The following is a 17,887-nucleotide window of genomic DNA, read 5'->3' as shown; positions in this document are numbered from 1 at the left end:
GGGCTGACACCACCCGGACCACCCGCTCATCGGCCCGAACTCCCCGGGCTGGAGTGCCACAGCTTCCGCGGCGCCCCGGCCGCCGGGGACCCCGCCGGCCCGCTGCCACCGGCCGGTTTGATGTCGGCGTACGCCGATTGCCGGAATCCGCTGGGGTGCACCAGCATCCGCCGGGCTCCACCGCCGAAGTCCTCGGGCACCTCCGCCAGCAGATCCCGGACCGCGGTCAGCGCCCGCTCCCGGTCACCGGTCAGCTCCAGCACCGACTGCCAGCGTTCGAAGAGTTCACCCAGATCCCAGCAGCCGTCCGCCAGCACCGAGACCCCACGCGGTCCGGTACGCCGCAGCTCCCCGCGCACCACCAGCAGCCAGGAGCCGAAGATGGTGCGCGCATAGGGCCCCTGGGCGTCCTCGAAGAAGGTGGCATCGACCGGGCCGGTGGTGTCATCCAGGGTGAGGAACACCACCCGACGCCCGGAGCGGATCGGCGGGGTCTGGGTCGCCACCTTCACCCCGGCGACCAGCACCGCCTGCCGCCGACGCACCGACAACAGGTCGCGGGAGCGGGTGACCTGCAGGGCCGCCAGCAGTGGCGCATAGAAGTCGACCACGTGCCGGCTCACATCCAACCCCAGCACCGCCAGCTCGGCCTGCACCCGTTCGCTGTCGGTCAGCTCGGGCAGACCGCTGGGGACGGGGTCGGCGTCCTCGGTGAAATCCAACGGCAGTTGGATCTCCGGCGGCCGGACCTCGGCCGGCCGCCGGCTCTGCGCCAACGCCCGGTCCCGCGGATCGGAGGCCGCCCCATCGGCCGGACCCACCCGTCGCGCCGCCCCGCCGGCCAGCCCGCGGGCCCGGCGGGCCTGCTTGATGCCGGCCCGGCTGTCGCGCTGCAGATCGGCGACGGTGAGCAGCAGATCCCGCCGGGTGAGCCGGCCCCGCCGCACCGAGGTCGCCGTGCCCAGGCGATGCACCGCATCGAAGCCGCCGGCCAGCACCAACCGCTCCACCACCGGCGCCGACACCTGGGCCCGGTTCCAGAAGTCGGTCAGCGACCGATAGGGGCGGCCCGCGACGATCCGCGCCACCTCGGTGGCGTTGATCCCCTTCACCTCGGCCAGCGACAGCCGGATCCCCCATCGTGGCGGGGAATCCGGTGCGGCACCGGTGTCCGCCACCTCCGGGAGGCGTTCCACCAGGTAACCGTCGGCGGAGGCGTTCACATCGAGACCGAGCAGCGCCACCCCGCAGCGGCGGGCCTCCTCCAGGATCAGCCGTTTCGGATACATCCCGGGGTCATGGGTGAGCACCCCGGCCAGGAAGTGGGCCGGCCAGTGCGTCTTCAACCAGGCCGACTGGAAGGTCGGCAGCGCGAACGCGGCGGCGTGCGCCTTGCAGAAACCGAACGAGGCAAAGGATTCCAGCACCTGCCACACTCGCTGCACCACCACCGGGGAATAACCGCGGCCGATCGCGGTCGGGATGAACCAGGCCTTCGCGTCGGCCTGTCCGGTGACGCTGCCGAGCGCCCGGCGCACCTCGTCGGCGATCGCCAGGCTGCACCCGCTGAGCGTGGCGATGATCTGGATCACCTGCTCGTGGAAGACCACCACCCCGCAGGTCTCGCGCAGGAACGGTTCCAGATCCGGATGCAGATGGCTCGGCCGCGCATAACCCTGCCGGGCCTCCAGGAAGGGACGCACCATGTCGCTCTTCACCGGTCCGGGCCGGAACAGCGAGATGTCGATGATGATGTCGGTGAAGTCACTGGGGCCGAACTTGCCGATCAGTTCGCGCTGCCCGGGTGACTCGATCTGGAAGCAGCCCAGGGTGCGGGCCTCGCCGATCAACCGATAGGTGTCGGGGTCGCTGAATCCGTCGTCAGCAAGGGATTCCAGATCGATCCGCTCCCCTGTCGTGCGTTCCACCTCGGCGACCGCGTGGGACATCGATGACTGCATCCGGATGCCGAGCACATCCAGTTTGAGCATCCCGATCTCCTCGACGTCGTCCTTGTCGAACTGGCTCATCGGATAGCCGGCGAAGCTGGCCTCGACCGGGGTGCGATCCAGCAGGGTGGCGTCGGAGAGGAGTACGCCGCAGGGGTGCAGTGCGACGTGCCGCGGCAGCCCGTCCAGTGACTCGACCAGCTCGAACAGCAGATCCAACCGCCGCTCCGCCAACCCGGCCGCCCGAAGCTCCGGCAGATCACGCAGCGCCGCCCGGGCGTCCCGGGCCCGGATGTGCGGAAACGCCTTGGCGATCGCGTCGATCTCCCCGGGCGGCAGGCTGAGCGCGGCACCCACGTCGCGGACCGCATGCCGCACCCGGTAGGTCTCCAACATCGCCACACAGGCCACCCGCTCACCGCCGTAGGCAGCAAGGATCTGCTGATAGATCTCCTCCCGCCGGTGGGATTCCACGTCCAGATCGATGTCCGGCAGGCTCTTTCGCAACGGGGACAGGAACCGCTCCATGATCAGGCCGTGCCGGATCGGGTCGACCCCGGAGATGCCGAGCAGATGGTTGACCAGCGACCCCGCACCGGAACCGCGCGCAGCCACCCGGCAACCGCGTCCGCGGACCAGCCGGACCACATCGTCGACGGTGAGGAAATAGGACGCGAAGCCGTGCTGGGCGATCACCGCGAGCTCCTCGTCCAGCCGACGCCGGATCGCCTCGTTGGCCGTGCCATAGCGTGCGGAGATCCCTGCCTCGCAACGATTCGCGAGCAGCTGCTGGGCGTCGCCGACGCGGGTGCCGCCACCGATCACCGACAGCTCGGGCAGATGGATCTCCCCCAGGCCCAGATCGCGGCGCGGATCCAGCCGGCAGCGCATCGCCAGCATCCTGGTCTCGGCGATCAGCCGCGAACCGCCGTCGGCACCGCGGCCGGCACGGCGGGCCAGCAGTTCGGCGAGCACCGCCATCTCCTTGCCCGATTTCAACCAGGCCTCGGCATTGCGCCGATCCACGTTGCGGGCATCCAGCGGCACCAACCGGCGGGCACAGTCGAGCACGTCGATGGTGGGTGCCTGGTCCCGGTGCGCCATCCGGACCGCATTGGTCAGCACCGCCGGCACCCGGCAGTGGTCCGTCAACGCCAGCAACCGGGCCGCCTGGACGCTGGAGCCGATCCCCCGCCCGGGCAGCTGATGATCGCTCACCCCGACCACCAACGCCTGCGGTGGCAGCACCTGCGCCCAGTCCCGCAGCAACCGCTCCGCCACCTCCGGCCGCTCGACCACGGCCCGACCGACATCGGAGTCCGCACCGAGCAGCACGACCAGCTCACCGCCGGCGGCGTACTCCATGATCGTCGCGCGGTCGGCGACCGGCCTCCCCCGCTGCCCGGACAGGTGCGCCGCCGAGGTCAACCGGCACAGCGCCGCCCACCCCGCCCGTGAGCTGGCGAGCACGCAGAGTCGTTGGGGGGCGACCCCCAGACCCCCGCGCTCGCTGCGCTCGCAGGTTCCTGCCGGGAGATTCCCCGCCTCCGTGACGTTTCCGGGGTGCACGGCCAGATCGATACCGAGCACCGGGGCGATGCCGGCGTCCCGGCAGGCGCCGGCGAAGCGGATCGCGCCATAGAGCCCGTCGCGGTCGGTCAGCCCGAGGGTGTCCATCTCGTGCTCGGCGGCCCGCGCCACCAGTTCGGCCGGTTGGGAGGCCCCGTGGCGCAGCGAGTAGGCCGATGCCACGCGCAGATGCACGAAGGGATCAGGCATGGACGCTGCTGTCGGGGGTGACCCCCGATCGGCGGTCACCGACGAGTCGGCCCGTCACCTGATCGTGGAAGGCGGCCGCCTCCCGGACCAGATCATCGGCCTCGCGGGCGCTCACCAGGTTGCTCGCCCCGGCACGCAGCACCTCACATTTTCCTTGCAGGGCAAGGAAGAATCCGGCCCACTCGGCCAGCTCCGGGGCCACCTCGGCCAGCAACCCCCAGGCATTGCGCCGCGCCGGCTGCCGACCCGGCCGGCAGCGCATCGCCAGCACCACCGCGGCCACCTGCCCGGCGGCCCGATGGGCGGTCAGATAGCGGTCGGCGGCCGGGGTCGTCAGCTCCGCCTGGACCAGCGTGGCCCGGGCCCGGGCGAGCTCACTGCTCGCGTCGGTCATCGTCCCTCCCTCAATCGATCACGGCGTCCAGCCACCACCCGGTGGCCGTGGCATGCTGCAGCTCGAACACCCCGCTGCGTCGGGAACCGGTGTGCACCGAACCCCGCTCGGCCAGCACCCGCCAGCCGATCCGCTCGGCGATCAGGTCGGTCGATGCGTCCTCGGCGACCCGGACGCCGCCGTCGCGCACCGCCCGGGCGGCGGGTGACTCCCACCACGGGGAGGTCAGCACCCAGCGAGCCTGGATCTCGGTGACCTGCCACACCAGGCCCCGCCAGCAGAACTCGACCGGGGCCTCGATGCCGTCGACGACACCGTCCCGCACCGCGATGGCTTCTCGATGGATCCGCATGGCCGCTCCCCGGTTCGTCGCACCTGTTGGCGTGTGTCTCGACCCGGGCGGCCCCATGGAAATGAGGAAGCCCCGGCGCGAGCGGGGGTCGAGTTCCACCCGCGCCGGGACCAGCCCTGCGTCCGAACGGGTGCTCAAGAGGCCCTTCCCCAAGTGCGTCCTCGAACACGTGTTCGAACAGGACCAACTATAACCACCGGCACCGACAATCCGTCAAGCCGTTCGAATCCCGAATCCGACGCGAGCACCAGCGCGGCTCCGCGACCCGGTCCCTGCCCTACCATCAGGCCACGATGTCGACACGGTACGAGCCGCCGCGGCACCGGGCCCGCGAGGTCTCGGTGCTGATCCTGCTGCTCGCGCTGCTGACCACCGCCGGCGTACTCGCGACCGACCCGTTCCGAAACCCGGTCGCGCTCACCGGGGCCGCAGGGCGCTGGGTCCCCGCGGACGCCGACCGGGCGTACGCCACCATCGAAGGAACGGGCCGCACCGGCGCCGGAGCCAGCGACCCCGCCATGGTGGAACATGCCCGGCTCTCGCCCCAGCAGGCGGTGGAGGCCATCTCCAGCACCGCCTACGAGACGATCCTGCGACGGGACCGGTGGCCGACCCAGTGGTGGCGGGAAACGCTGTTCGCCAGCGGCTGGAACGACCCGTGGCGGAATCGGTTGCGTGGCTTGGACAACGCCGGTGCGATCACCAGGACCGCGCAGACCTGGGGTGATCGCGGCCTGGTGTTCGGACCCGGGTTGCTCGAACTTCCGGCCGATGTCGCCCCCGGCGTCCGCTGGAACTCCACCGGTGAGGTCGCCGGCAACGAGGAGTTCGGCATCGGCCGCTACCGCAACGACTCGTCCGCCAGCGCGGTCGGTGACTGCCTGCTGGTGGTCTCCGATACCGCGCTCACCGCCGAGGACGGTACGCCGCGGCGCTGGCGGGAGGAGAACACCTGGTGCCCGGGGCGCGGGGTGGTCGCCGAACGCGGCAGCACCGATCTCGGCCCGGCGCCGCTGCAGTGGTCCACCCGCCCGGGCGAGGTGGAACCGCTCAAACCCGACCGGCTGATCCCGCCACAGGTTCCGCTGGATCGACTGGCCGACTGGACCCGACGGCCGATGACCGGATTCCGTGGGGACGCCAGCTTCGGCTTCGAACGTGGCCGCGACCAGACGATGTCCGGTGCGGGAGCGGTCAGCGCGGGCGGGGTGGCGATGCTGCGCGCCTCGGTCACCCCCGACGTGATCGCCCTGGAGGCCACCGAGCAGAACGACCAGCTACCGGTGACCCGGTTGCATCCCGGCGGCGCGATCCTCAACCTCACCGCAGTGGGCGACATGATCGCGGTGAGCACCACCGACCGGCGGGTCCAACTCTACCACCCCGGTGGCTACCAGGCCTGGACCGCGACCCTGCCCGATGTCAGCACCACCGGCCCGGTCCGGGTCGGCACCGACCGGATCGTCGTCGCCACCCTCGGCGGCAGCGTGCACGGCCTGGACCTGGCCACCGGACGGGAACTGTGGCGGCAGCAACTCGATGCGGGCGTGACCATGAAACCGGCCAGCGACGGCACCTCGGTCGCGGTGGCCGACGAACAACAGAACATCACCGTCTTCGACGCCGCGACCGGTGCCCAGCTCTGGCAACACGACAGCCCCATCCCGATCCGCGGGGTGGCGGTCAGCCGTGGCCAGCTGTTCACCAATGCCGCCGGCTGGCTGCGGATGACCAGGATCGCCGACGAGCAGTTCGTCTGGGAGTCGGCGGTGCCGACCACGGTCACGCTGGCGGTGACCAGCACCCGGGTCGTCGTCGCCGGACAACGCGAGACGCTGCTGTTGGATCCGGCCGACGGCCGACGGGTCGCGGCGCTCGGCGGCGCCGATGACCTGCTCACCGTCGATGACACCGCCTTTCTGGTCACCGGGGACGAGCTGTCCGCCGTGGGGCCGGACGGACAGCGGCAGGGCAGTTGGCCGCTGACGCCGGCCGGCAACCGCATCCTGCAACCGAGCGATTCGGGGATCTGGGTGCTCGGTCGCGACCCGGAGTGGACGATGGACCGGGTGGGCCCATGAGCACCGGACCGCTGCGCCGGCTCGTCGAGCTCGTCGGCTATGTGGTGCGCCGGGTACTCCTCGACCCGGTCCGCGACGGCGTGCTGCGCGGGCACCGTTGGCCGGCCGGGCTGACTGCGATCGTCTGGGCCGGATATCTGCTGTACGCACTGGCCACGGTGACGGTGCTGCTGGCCCCCTGGCTGCGGACCCGGCTGCCGTTGCGGGTCGGTGGGGTGAACACCATTCCCGCACCGATGCTGGCACTGGTCCAGGTGGTTCTCGGTTTCGCGCTCACCGCACTCTTCTGCGCAGCACTCCACCTGCGGCGCTGGCTCCGGCCGTTCGGTTGGCTGGTCGTCACCGCCGTCCTGCTGATCCCGCTCAACCTGCACCGCGTGCCCTCCTCCCCCGAGTTGCAGGGCCCGACCCTGTGGACGACCCTGGCGGCACCGGTGGCACTCGGGGCGTTGATGGTCCTGCGCTGGCGGACCCGGTTCGCCTGGTGGGAGTTCGTCGTCACCCTGGTGGTCATCGGCACGGCCCTGTACGCCGGGGCGACCGTCCACGGCGTCCCCTTCGAGAACCCGACCTACGACCGCACCCTGGGCAACCTGGTGTTGATGGCCGCCCTGCTGTCGCTGCTGGCCACCCCGGCGATGCTGATGGCGGGCGCCGCCTTCGGCGAGTTGACCGTGGCCACCGCCGCGTGGACCGGCACGGCGCTGCGCCGGCTGATCGACACCCCACCCGATCGGCCGGCACCGGGGCGATCCGACGGCGCGGTACGGGTCGGCCTGGGCCTGCTGCTGATCGGGCTTGCCGGGCTGCGCGGTCTGAAACTGGCGACCGAGGTCACCGCCGGCGGGCTGGCCAATCGACTGGTCGGACTGCTGGGCGGTGCGTGGGTCGTGCTGCTGGTCGCGGTGGCGATGGCGCTGGCCATCTGGTGGGCCGACCGGGTCTCCGGCGACTTCGACCTGCGCCCCGATCCCGACGACGTCCCCGAGGCGTGGCGAGCGACTCTGCCCTGGCTGGCGATGATCCTGGGCGTACCACTGGTGGCGGATCAGGTCATCGGTCAGCTCTTCGCGGCCTTCGGAATCCCCGCCGTGCAGGGATTCCTCGACAGGTTCAACCTGTCCTCGTGGCTCGGTGCGGTCACCGCCGCGGCCGCCGCCGTGCTCGCGGTGCGCACCGCACGCCGCGGGCTCCGGGTCGCCGCCGCAGCGGCCGCGGCCTTCACCGCGGTGATGACCGCGTCGACGATCAACACCCTGTTCGGCATCCCGGCCGATGCCGACGCCGGCACCGTGCTGGCGGTGCCGGCGGTGCTGGTGATCGCCCTGGCCCTGCTGCTCCGCGGCCGACTGACCGTCGGCCGACTGGTCACCCTGATCACGGTGCTCCTGCTGGCAGTGGCCTGGCCCTACCGCAGCTGGATCGCCGAACCGGTGTCCGCCCTCGCCTTCGGTGGCATCAGCGTCGCCCTGATGCTCGGGCTGGTCTGGCGCCTGCTCACCGATGGCGGTTACGCACGGCACGGATCTCCCGGATTCCCTGTACCGGCTCGGGTTCTGCTGGTGCTCGGCAACGCCTTCCTCGGCCTGCTCCTGGTGCTGATGCTGGCCGGGTTCGGCGGGAACTTCCCCTATCGCCCGGACAACGTCGAGGTCCTGGGCGATCAGAACCTGGCGCACACCATGCTGATCATGGCCCTCTGCCTGGGGTGCGCGGCCGCGCTGGCGGGACGCGACCGAGCGATGTCGGCCGGTGACACGGTGCTGCGCTGACCGCCGTTCAGGCCGCCGGTGCCAACCGGGCCGGCTTCCCCGCGAGCAGGTGCGGGTATGCCGCCAGGGTCAGGAACTCCGGGTACCGCTCGGCCAGCACCACCTCGGCGAACAGCTCCCGGGCCTCGTCGAGCCGGTCCTCGGCCTCCCGCGGGATCAGCGCGTACTCCTGCGCGATCAGCTCGGTCAGCCATTCGGCGCTGATCGGTTGCCCCTCAGCGGTGCGCGCACCCAGGTGCCGCCACTGCCACAGCTGGGAGCGGCAGATCTCGGCGGTCGCGGCATCCTCCATCATCGAACCGATCGCCACCGCACCGCGGCCGCGCAGCCAGGCGTCCAGGTAGCGCAGGCCGACCCGGATGTTGGTCCGCACCCCGCGTTCGCTGATGTCGGCGTCCGGGACGCGCACGTCGATCAGCGCGGCGGTGTCGGCCGGCCGGTCGCGGCGCCGGCGGGCCTGCTGGTGCTCGCCCGAACCGAGGGTCTCGTCGAAGACCGCCGCGCAGACCGGCACCAGGTCGGGGTGGGCGACCCAGGAGCCGTCGAATCCGTCCTTGGCCTCCCGGGTGTGGTCGATCCTGACCCGGTCCAGCGCGCGCCGGTCGGCGGCCGGGTTCTGCCGGTTCGGGACGAAGGCGGCCGGCCCGCCGATGGCGTACGCCCCCCGGCGATGGCAGACCCGCACCAGTTCGCTGGTGTACTCGCGCAGGAACGGTGCGGCCATGGTGATCTGATCGCGATCGGGCAACAGGTACGCCTGGCCGCGGCTGCGGAACTGCTTCACCAGCGAGAACAGGTAGTCCCAGCGGCCGGCGCTCAGTCCCGCCGCATGTTCCCGCAGCTCGTAGAGGATCTCCTCCATCTCGACGGCCGCGGTGATCGTCTCGATCAGCACGGTGGCCCGGATGGTGCCGCGCGGGATGCCGAGCAGGTCCTGGGCGGTGTTGAAGACCGCGTTCCACAGTCGCGCCTCCTGGTGCGACTCCAGCTTCGCCAGATAGAAGTAGGGGCCGCGGCCGCGGGCGATCAATTCCCTTGCGTTGTGGAAGAAATAGAGGCCGAAGTCGACCAGTGCGGCGGAGACCGGTTCACCGTCGACGAGCAGGTGCGACTCGGTCAGATGCCAGCCGCGCGGGCGCAGCACGATCGTCGGGGTCACCTCGGCGGTGACCCGGTAGTGCCGCTCGGCGGTGTCGTGCTCCAGCTCGCCGCGCACCGCATCGCGCAGCGTCACCTGACCCGAGATCACGTTGCGCCAGGTCGGGCTGGTGGCGTCCTCCAGGTCGGCCAGCCAGACGCGGGCACCGGAGTTCAGCGCGTTGATCGCCTGCTTGGGTTCGGTGGGGCCGACGATCTCGACCCGGCGGTCGGCCAGCCCGGGTGCGGGCGGTGCGACCTGCCAGTGCGGATCGGCGCGCAGGTGCGCGGTCTCCGCCGGCCGGATCGGATCATGACCGGCCTGGATCGCCGCGGATCGCACGCTGCGCTCGGCCAGCAGCTCGTTGCGCCGGCCCCCGGCGAGCCGGTGCAGGACGGCCACGAACTCCAGCGCCTCGGGGGTGAGCACCTCATCGGCCCGGTCGACGACTTCGGTGGCGACGATCTCGATCTGCTGCATGATCTCGGAATCCTTTGCTGGACGGACTTTCTGGGGAAGGGACTTGAGAGAGGAAGGTTGCGTGCGGGTGACCGGGAGGTTTGGACAAGACCTCGGCAGGTGGTCACCCGCACGCTGGTTCGGGGGTGGGGATCAGGCGCCTTGGATCAGCGCCGTATCGCTCGGAGCCGTATCGATCAGAACTGGGCGGACTCGGTCGAACCGGCCATCGCACCGGTCGAGCTCGACGGGTTCACCGCCTGGGCGATCTGGTCGAAGTAGCCGGTGCCGACCTCGCGCTGGTGCTTGGTGGCGGTGTAACCGCGCTCCTCGGCCGCGAACTCGCGCTCCTGCAGCTCCACGTAGGCCTTCATCTGCTCGCGGGCGTAGCCGTGCGCCAGATCGAACATGGAGTAGTTCAGCGCGTGGAAGCCGGCCAGGGTGATGAACTGGAACTTGTAGCCCATCGCGGCCAGTTCCTTCTGGAACTTGGCGATGGTCGCATCGTCCAGGTGCTTCTTCCAGTTGAACGACGGCGAGCAGTTGTAGGCCAGCATCTGGTCGGGGTGGGTCTGGTGGATCGCGTCGGCGAACTTCTTCGCCAGCTCGAGATCCGGCGTACCGGTCTCCATCCAGAGCAGGTCGGCATAGTCGGCGTACGCCCGGCCGCGGGCGATGCACGGCTCGATGCCGTTGCGCACCTTGTAGAAGCCCTCGCCGGTGCGCTCACCGGTGATGAACTCCTGGTCCCGCTCGTCGACGTCGGAGGTGATCAGGGTGGCCGCCTCGGCGTCGGTGCGGGCCACGATCACGCTCGGGGTGCCGGCCACATCGGCCGCCAGCCGGGCGGCGTTCAGGGTGCGCTCGTGCTGCTTGGTGGGGATCAGCACCTTGCCACCCAGGTGGCCACACTTCTTCTCGCTGGCGAGCTGATCCTCCCAGTGCACACCCGCGGCACCGGCGGCGATCATCGCCTTCATCAGTTCGTATGCGTTCAGCGGTCCACCGAAGCCGGCCTCGGCGTCGGCGACGATCGGCACCAGCCAGTCCTCGACGGTCTGGATGCCCTCGGCGCACTCGATCTGGTCGGCGCGCAGCAGTGCGTTGTTGATCCGGCGGACCACCTGCGGCACCGAGTTCGCCGGGTAGAGCGACTGGTCGGGGTAGGTGTGACCGGAGAGGTTGGCGTCGGCCGCGACCTGCCAACCGGAGAGGTAGATGGCCTGCAGGCCGGCCTTCACCTGCTGCACCGCCTGGTTGCCGGTCAGCGCACCGAGGGCGTTGATGAAGTCCTCGCTGTGCAGCTTGTCCCAGAGCCGCTCGGCACCGCGCTTGGCGAGGGTGTGCTCCTCCTGCACCCGACCGCGCAGCCGCACCACGTCAGCGGCGGTGTAGTCGCGGCGGACCCCGGTCCAGCGGGGGTTGTCCTTCCAGTCCTGCTCCATCGACTCGGCGCTCATCGGGATGTGGGTGCTGCTCTCGCTCATCACGGCTCCTTCGCTCGGTTCACGGTCTGTGGCTTCGGCTCGTATCGGCCGGCAGAAACAACGATGCGCCAAGAAACAACACCTGCCCAGCAGGTTTCTGGTGAAAGAAATGCAAAAATTAGCTAGAGTGAAAGAGTGACGGAATCGGATTGGCAGCGCCGCCCCAAGGACCCCGAGCCGGAGTCTGTTTTCGACCCGTTTTCGTTGGGCCGCCGGATCCGCGCCCTGCGCAAGGAGCGGGAGCTGACCCTCTCCCGGGTCTCCGAGCTCACCGGGATCGCCAGTTCCCAGCTCTCCCTGCTGGAGAACGGCAAGCGCGAGGCCAAGGTCTCCATCCTGCAGAAGCTCGCCAAGGCGTACGACGTCACCATCGACGACTTCCTCTCCGAGGTGCCCAACCGGCGCACCATGCTGGAGATCGAGCTGGAGCGGGCGATGCGTTCCCCGCTCGCGCAGCAGAAGGGCCTGCCCAGCGTGCGGATCTCCCCGCGGATGCCGATGGAGGTGCTGGAGGCGCTGGTCGGGCTCCATCGCGAGCTGGCCCGCACCGCCGAGGAACAGGTCGCCACCCCCGAGGAGGCCCGTCGCGCGAACACCGAACTGCGTGCGGAGATGAAGGCACACAACAACTACTTCGGTGAGTTGGAGGAGCAGGCGGCCGGGTTGCTGAAGAAGGCCGGTTACCGCCGCGGCCCGCTGTCCCAGCACGAGATCGGTGCGATCACCGCCCACCTCGGCTTCACCCTGCAGCACGTCGGCGACCTGCCGCACTCCACCCGCTCGGTGACCGACCTGAAGCAGATGCGGATCTATCTGCCCCGCTCCGCCGGCGGCGACCACGATCCGCGATCGGTGCTGCTGCAGGCCCTGGGTCACTACGTGCTCGGCCATCAGACCCCGAACAACTACGGCGACTTCCTGCGCCAGCGGATCGAGACGAACTATTTCGCCGCGGCCCTGCTGATGCCGGAGTCGACGACGGTGGAGTTCCTTTCCCAGGCCAAGAAGGAGAAGCAGCTCGCGGTGGAGGACCTGCGGGACGCGTTCGCGGTCTCCTACGAGGCCGCCAGTCACCGGATCACCAACCTGATCACCCACCATCTCGACATCCCGGTGCACTTCCAGAAGGTGCACGAGTCCGGGATCATCTACAAGGCCTACGAGAACGACGGGGTGAACTTCCCGGCCGACCACACCGGCGCGATCGAGGGTCAGCCGGTCTGCCGCTACTGGACCAGCCGGCAGGTCTTCGACGCCTCCGACAAGTTCAACGCCTTCGACCAGTACACCGACACCTCGGCGGGCACGTTCTGGTGCACCGCGCGGGTCGAGGGGGCGTATTCGACCTGCATCGGGGTGCCCTACGTGCAGGCCAAATGGTTCCGTGGCCGGGACACCCGGGAACGCTCGAAATCCCGCTGCCCCGACGAGACCTGCTGCCGCCGGCCACCCGCGGAACTGTCCAGCGCCTGGGCCGGGCACGCCTGGCCGTCGGCACGCGCCCACTCACATCTGATGGCCGCCCTCCCCCCGGGCGCCTTCCCCGGCGTCGACGAGACCGAGGTGTACGCCTTCCTCGAGGCGCACGGGAGTTGAGTGCTCGGTGGTTGGGGCAGCAGGTTCTCACGTTCATCGAGTAGCTCGCGCAGCGAGCGTGTCGAGATGAACCCAGTTCGACCGCGCACTCGGTGGTCGGGGCATGGGAGTTCGGTTGGGGCATGACACACCATGCTCGGACCGAAGGACGATGCCCCGACCGGGGCGCGGGGGCCTGATCTGCTCGAGGTGCCACGTCACCTGCCTGCTCCCGCAAGTGTCACCGCGGTGAGGATCGCGGCCTGGGCGGCCTCGAAACCCTTGTCCTCGAGCGAATCCGGCAGACCGGCCCGGGCCAGCGCCTGCTCCTCGGTGTCACAGGTGAGCACGCCGAAACCGATCGGCGTACCGGTATCCACGCTGACCCGGGTGATCCCCAGGGTGGCCGCCTGGCAGACGTGGTCGAAGTGCGGGGTGCCACCGCGGATCACCACCCCGAGGGCGACCAGGAAGTCGTGGCCGGGTGCGAGCCGGGCGCAGGCGACCGGCAGCTCGAAACTGCCCGGCACCCGGATCACCTCACCGCTCAACCCGGCCTGCTCGAAGCCGCGGCGCGCGCCGTCGATCAGCCCGTTCATCACGACCTCATGCCAACTGCTCGCCACGATCACCCCGCGCAGTCCGCCCGCGGCCACCGGCGAGAGTTCCAGGGTGGGTGCGCCGTGTCCGCTCATGCTCGCTCCTTGAGTTCGTCGGCCGGGTGCAGCAGGGTGCGGTGCCCCAACCGTGCGGCCTTGGTCCGCAGATAGGCCAGGTTGTCGGGGTGCTGGCCGGCCCGCAGTGGTCTGGTCTCGGCGACCTCGATGCCGGCCTCGGTGAGACCGGCGGCCTTGGCGGGATTGTTGCTGAGCAATGAGATCCGGTCGATGCCGAGATCGCCCAGGATCGCTGCCGCAGCGCCGTACTCACGCGCATCGACCGGCAGCCCGAGCCGGGTCTGGGCCTGCACGGTGTCGGCACCCGCGTCCTGTTCGGCGTACGCCCGCAGCTTGTCCAGCAGACCGACCCCGCGGCCCTCGTGGCCACCCAGATAGATCACCAGCCCACCGGCCGCCGCCACCTCCGCGAGGGCAGCGTCGAGTTGTGGCCCGCAGTCACAGCGCTGCGATCCGAACACGTCCCCGGTGAGACACTCCGAATGCACCCGGACCAGCGGCTGCGGACCGAACCGGTCGGTGTGCAGCACCAGATGCTCGGCACCGGTCAGCAGGTCCCGATAGCCACGGGCCGCGAATTCTCCTTGTGCGGTGGGGATCCGTGTCTCGGCGACCAGCTCGACCCGATCGTGGCAGCGGCGCCAGGCCGCCAGGTCGGCGATGGTGAGCACCCCCAGGCCCGACCGCTCGGCCAGCGCCCGGATGGCGTCGGTGCGCATCATCGTGCCGTCGTCGTTGACGAGTTCGGCGATCGCGCCGACCGGGGCGAGGCCCGCCAGCCGGCACAGATCCACCGCGGCCTCGGTGTGACCGCGACGGGTCAGCACGCCACCGTCGCGGGCCCGCAAGGGCACCACGTGGCCCGGGCGGATCAGATCCGCCGGACCCGCCTCACCGTGACCGGCGGCGGCCAGCGTGCGCAGCGTGTGCGCCCGGTCGGCGGCGCTGATCCCGGTGCCGACACCGGTGGCCGCATCCACGGTGATCGTGTACGCCGTCCGCAACGGGTCGCGGTTGTCGGGCACCATCAGCGGCAGCTCCAACCGGTCGGCGAGCTCGCCGCTGAGCGGGGCGCAGACGTATCCCGAACTGTGCCGGATCGTCCACGCCAGCCACCCGTCGCTGAGGGTGTCGGCGGCCAGCACGATGTCGCCCTCGTTCTCCCGGTCCGCGTCGTCGGTCACCAGTACCGGCCGGCCGGCGCGCAGGGCGTCGAGCGCGGCGGGAACGTCGAGGTCCACCGCGGTCCGGTGCGCTCGGGCGCGTGGGCGCGCGGTCACCCGCAGATCGACACCGACCGGGGTGACGTCGACCTGATCGAAGCGCAGGATCTCCGCCATGGTGGGGATTCCCAGCTCGTCGACCGCGGGCCGTCCCTCGCCGAGCAGGGCCGGGGCCAGATAGCCGATCAGCTCATCGACCAACCCCGCGCGCCAGAACGCGGCCGCGACCCGGGGCCCGCCCTCGAGCCAGAGGTGGCGGATGCCACGCGCGTGCAGTTCGGCGAGCGCGCGCTCCGGATCGCGGTGCCGCAGCAGCAGGGTTTCCGCGGCCTCATCGAGGACCCGCGCGGTGGCCGGGATCGGCCGCTCGCCGAGCACGACGCGCAGTGGTTGCCCATCCTGCAGGGTGCCGTCCGGATGCCGGGCGGTGAGCCACGGGTCGTCGGCCAGCACGGTCCCGGTACCGACCAGGATCGCGTCGCACTCGGACCGCTGTCGCCCGACCTCGGCGCGGGCCTCGGGCCCGGTGATCCACCGGCTGCTGCCATCGGCCGCGGCGGATCGCCCGTCGAGCGTGGCGGCGTACTTCCAGGTGACGAAGGGGCGCTGATTGCGGACCGCGAATTCCCAATGGGGGTTGAGATCCGCGGCGTCGATGTCCAACCGGGCCACCGCCACGCCGGCGTCGGTCAGGCGTTGCGCACCGCCGGCGGCGGCCGGATTCGGATCGGACCGCGCATACACCACCCGTGCGATGCCCGCCTCGATCAGTGCCCGCACACAGGGGCCGGTGCGCCCGGTATGGGCACAGGGTTCCAGGGTGACGTACGCCGTGCCACCCCGTGCGCTGGCCCCGGCCGCCCGCAGTGCGGCGATCTCGGCGTGTTCGGTGCCGGCGCCACGGTGCCAGCCCTCGCCCACCACCGATCCCGCCGGGTCACAGATCACCGCACCCACCCGCGGATTCGGGTCCGGCAGCGGGCCGTGCAGGGCGAGCGCGGCGGCGCGCCGGAGCAGGCGCAGGTCGAGCCACATCTCGGTCTGGGATGTCATGGATCCTCCCGGTCGTCGAACATGACTCCGGGGGTCGGGTGCAGGAAAGCACCAGCAGCGGTCGGCACTGGCCGACCGTCACGCGCTGCCTCCCATCCGGACTTTCACCGTCGGTCCTGGAATTCCACCAGGTCAACCGGCCACTGGCTGTGGCCGGGTCGTGGACTGTCACCACCGGTTCGGAATTGCACCGACCCCGGAGCGCGTGCGACCACTATGGCAGAGGATTCCCAACCAGGGAATGGGCTGGTGTCACAAGTCACGCGCCGCGATCTGTTTCTCGAGGTACTTGGCGAGCACGTCGACCTCGAGATTCACCGTCTCCCCGGGTTGTTTGCCGCCGAGGGTGGTGAGCGCCAGCGTGGTCGGGATCAGCGAGACCTCGAAGGTGTCGTCGGTGACCGCCGAGACGGTCAACGAGATCCCGTCGACGGTGATCGATCCCTTGTGCACAACGTATCGTGCCAGCTCGGCGGGCAGCTCGATGCCAACCACCTCCCAGTCCTGACCGGGCGTACGCGACACGATCCGCGCGGTGCCGTCCACATGGCCCTGGACGATGTGGCCGCCGAATCGGCCGTTGGCGGCCATCGCACGCTCCAGATTCACCCGGCTGCCGGGCACCAGGTCACCGAGGCTGCTGTGGTTGAGCGTCTCGGCCATCACATCGACCGCGAACGTCTCCGCGTCGCGGTCGGTGACGGTGAGACAGACCCCGTTCACCGCGATCGAGGCACCGTGGCTCGCATCGCTCACCACCAGTGGCCCGCGGATCCGCAGCACGGCCGATTCGCCCCGATCGTCGAGTTCGACGATCTCACCCAGTTCTTCGACAATTCCGGTGAACACCCGCTCAGCGTAACGGCCCCTCGATCACCGGTCCTGGGTCCGCCACCAGGCGAGCAGGTCCGCGTCGAGGGCGGCGGATTCCTGCATCGGCAGGGAATGGGTGGCATTCGGGAAGATCCGGATCGTACCCTGCGGCAGCAGCTGCCGGGCGCGTTGCACGGCGGCATCGCCACCCACCAACGATTTCCGACCGGCGACCGCGAGATAGATCGGCATCCGCAACCCCCGGATCTGTTCGTCGGTGAGCGGGCTCGGCATCGGCATCGCCTGCCGATAGTGCTGGGTGCCGGCGGCGATCATCTCCCCCACCGGACCGGCGGTCTTCAGCTCGGTCGGATCGACGCCACCGATCTCGGCCAACCCACGGTCGCGCCACGACTGCGGCAGGAACGGGACGTTGACCGGGATGCTCCAGAAGATCACCGAGGCCGGCAGCTGGCCATAGGTGAGCACCGGTTCGAGCTGGGTCAGACTGGCCACCCGCTCCGGGCGGTGGAGGGCCAGGGCGGTGGCGGTGGCCGCGCCGAAGGAGTGGCCGACCACGTGCACCCGTGGCACCTCGAGCGCATCCAGCACCTCGGTGAGCCACCGTGCGTGATCGGCGGTGCTGGTCAGCGGAATGCGCTGCACCGACTGACCGGCGTCGCCGACGGCGTCGACCGCGATCACCGGGCGTTCGGCCATCACGTCGCGCAGATTGGCATCCCAGGCGGGCGTACCCGATCCCCAACCCGGGGTGAGCAGCACCGGCACCAGCCCGGTCAGCTCCGGACGGGTCCACTGGGTCACCCGGACCGAGCCGAAGGTGGTGGGGATGTCCCGGATCGTCGTGGGGGTTGGCATCGCGGCGAGTGCTGCGGCGTACGCCGAGTCGTAGGCACGCGCCCCCTCGATGCCGTCGAACCGGCCGACCTGCGGTTGCGGGTTCGCCAGGCCAATCACCTTGTCGGTGAGCAGCAGCGCGCACGCGACGATCAACAGCGCCCACGGCCAGCGGCGCCTGCGCGCACCTTCGGTCTTCTTCACGACATTCCTCATCCCTGCAGTTGACAATACAGTCGTATCGTAACACAGAGCGATACGGTCGTACTGTTACGAT

Annotated in this window: 12 protein-coding genes, 1 pseudogene and 1 riboswitch; of the genes and pseudogenes, 3 read left to right on the top strand and 10 right to left on the bottom strand. The window is 70.4% G+C overall.

The annotated features are described in order from the left end of the window. Positions 1-26 precede the first annotated feature (26 nt). Genes BI335_RS08015 through BI335_RS08005 form a run of 3 tightly spaced genes read right to left on the bottom strand, consistent with a single transcriptional unit; the run spans position 27 to position 4,474 of the window. Positions 27-3,728, bottom strand: a complete 3,702-nt coding sequence (locus BI335_RS08015) for a DNA polymerase III subunit alpha (protein ID WP_094430142.1) — start codon at positions 3,726-3,728, stop codon at positions 27-29. Then, a complete protein-coding gene (locus tag BI335_RS08010) occupies positions 3,721-4,122 on the bottom strand; it encodes an SAV_6107 family HEPN domain-containing protein (protein ID WP_094430140.1) in 402 nt (133 codons plus the stop codon). The genes BI335_RS08015 and BI335_RS08010 overlap by 8 nt, the downstream gene beginning before the upstream one ends. A gap of 10 nt (positions 4,123-4,132) precedes the next feature. After that, positions 4,133-4,474 (bottom strand): DUF6504 family protein, encoded by a 342-nt coding sequence (locus BI335_RS08005; protein WP_094430138.1) that lies wholly within the window; start codon positions 4,472-4,474, stop codon positions 4,133-4,135. 293 nt (positions 4,475-4,767) lie between these two features. Here BI335_RS08005 and BI335_RS07995 point away from each other — a divergent pair, with 293 nt between their 5' ends. Both BI335_RS07995 and BI335_RS07990 read left to right on the top strand, forming a co-directional pair. Next, positions 4,768-6,555 (top strand): outer membrane protein assembly factor BamB family protein, encoded by a 1,788-nt coding sequence (locus BI335_RS07995; protein ID WP_094430136.1) that lies wholly within the window; start codon positions 4,768-4,770, stop codon positions 6,553-6,555. Then, entirely contained in the window at positions 6,552-8,327 is a 1,776-nt protein-coding gene (locus BI335_RS07990) for a hypothetical protein (RefSeq protein WP_094430133.1), read from the top strand. The genes BI335_RS07995 and BI335_RS07990 overlap by 4 nt, the downstream gene beginning before the upstream one ends. A gap of 7 nt (positions 8,328-8,334) precedes the next feature. Here BI335_RS07990 and aceB read toward each other — a convergent pair whose 3' ends face one another. Both aceB and aceA read right to left on the bottom strand, forming a co-directional pair. Continuing rightward, entirely contained in the window at positions 8,335-9,945 is a 1,611-nt protein-coding gene (gene aceB, locus BI335_RS07985; RefSeq protein ID WP_094430130.1) for a malate synthase A, read from the bottom strand. Positions 9,946-10,121: 176 nt separating this feature from the next. Then, a complete protein-coding gene (gene aceA / locus BI335_RS07980; RefSeq protein ID WP_094361093.1) occupies positions 10,122-11,411 on the bottom strand; it encodes an isocitrate lyase in 1,290 nt (429 codons plus the stop codon). A gap of 135 nt (positions 11,412-11,546) precedes the next feature. On the opposite strand from aceA, the gene BI335_RS07975 reads away from it, so the two are divergent. Then, positions 11,547-13,007 carry a helix-turn-helix domain-containing protein gene (locus BI335_RS07975; protein ID WP_208109142.1) on the top strand — a complete coding sequence of 487 codons (1,461 nt, stop codon included), beginning with the start codon at positions 11,547-11,549 and terminating at the stop codon, positions 13,005-13,007. A 197-nt stretch (positions 13,008-13,204) separates the two neighbouring features. On the opposite strand, the gene ribH is transcribed toward BI335_RS07975, so the two are convergent. The 5 genes and pseudogenes from ribH to BI335_RS07955 form a co-directional block, all read right to left on the bottom strand. Next, positions 13,205-13,681 carry a 6,7-dimethyl-8-ribityllumazine synthase gene (gene ribH, locus BI335_RS07970; RefSeq protein ID WP_094430126.1) on the bottom strand — a complete coding sequence of 159 codons (477 nt, stop codon included), beginning with the start codon at positions 13,679-13,681 and terminating at the stop codon, positions 13,205-13,207. Further along, complete coding sequence (gene ribB / locus BI335_RS21365) at positions 13,678-14,904, bottom strand: 3,4-dihydroxy-2-butanone-4-phosphate synthase (protein WP_229119495.1); 1,227 nt, start codon at positions 14,902-14,904, stop codon at positions 13,678-13,680. Before ribB ends, ribH begins: the two co-directional genes overlap by 4 nt. Before the next feature lie 51 nt (positions 14,905-14,955). Next, positions 14,956-15,921, bottom strand: a pseudogene (gene ribD, locus BI335_RS21850) (bifunctional diaminohydroxyphosphoribosylaminopyrimidine deaminase/5-amino-6-(5-phosphoribosylamino)uracil reductase RibD); the annotation flags it as partial. Positions 15,922-16,017: 96 nt separating this feature from the next. Beyond that, positions 16,018-16,148, bottom strand: a riboswitch (FMN riboswitch). A gap of 43 nt (positions 16,149-16,191) precedes the next feature. Further along, complete coding sequence (locus BI335_RS07960) at positions 16,192-16,788, bottom strand: riboflavin synthase (protein ID WP_094430123.1); 597 nt, start codon at positions 16,786-16,788, stop codon at positions 16,192-16,194. Between the two features lie 24 nt (positions 16,789-16,812). Further along, entirely contained in the window at positions 16,813-17,814 is a 1,002-nt protein-coding gene (locus BI335_RS07955; protein WP_166646711.1) for an alpha/beta fold hydrolase, read from the bottom strand. Positions 17,815-17,887 lie beyond the last annotated feature (73 nt).

The organism is Enemella evansiae (assembly GCF_002250705.1).
Lineage (GTDB): Bacteria > Actinomycetota > Actinomycetes > Propionibacteriales > Propionibacteriaceae > Enemella > Enemella evansiae.
This window is presented reverse-complemented; position numbering and strand designations above follow the sequence as displayed.

Excerpts from the sequence above, each read along its gene's own strand:
- BI335_RS07995 (WP_094430136.1), top strand. The coding sequence starts at position 4,768 with ATGTCGACACGGTACGAGCCGCCGCGGCACCGGGCCCGCGAGGTCTCG.
- BI335_RS07990 (WP_094430133.1), top strand. The coding sequence starts at position 6,552 with ATGAGCACCGGACCGCTGCGCCGGCTCGTCGAGCTCGTCGGCTATGTG.
- aceB (WP_094430130.1), bottom strand. The coding sequence starts at position 9,945 with ATGCAGCAGATCGAGATCGTCGCCACCGAAGTCGTCGACCGGGCCGAT.
- ribH (WP_094430126.1), bottom strand. The coding sequence starts at position 13,681 with ATGAGCGGACACGGCGCACCCACCCTGGAACTCTCGCCGGTGGCCGCG.
- BI335_RS08005 (WP_094430138.1), bottom strand. The coding sequence starts at position 4,474 with ATGCGGATCCATCGAGAAGCCATCGCGGTGCGGGACGGTGTCGTCGAC.
- BI335_RS08010 (WP_094430140.1), bottom strand. The coding sequence starts at position 4,122 with ATGACCGACGCGAGCAGTGAGCTCGCCCGGGCCCGGGCCACGCTGGTC.
- BI335_RS08015 (WP_094430142.1), bottom strand. The coding sequence starts at position 3,728 with ATGCCTGATCCCTTCGTGCATCTGCGCGTGGCATCGGCCTACTCGCTG.
- aceA (WP_094361093.1), bottom strand. The coding sequence starts at position 11,411 with ATGAGCGAGAGCAGCACCCACATCCCGATGAGCGCCGAGTCGATGGAG.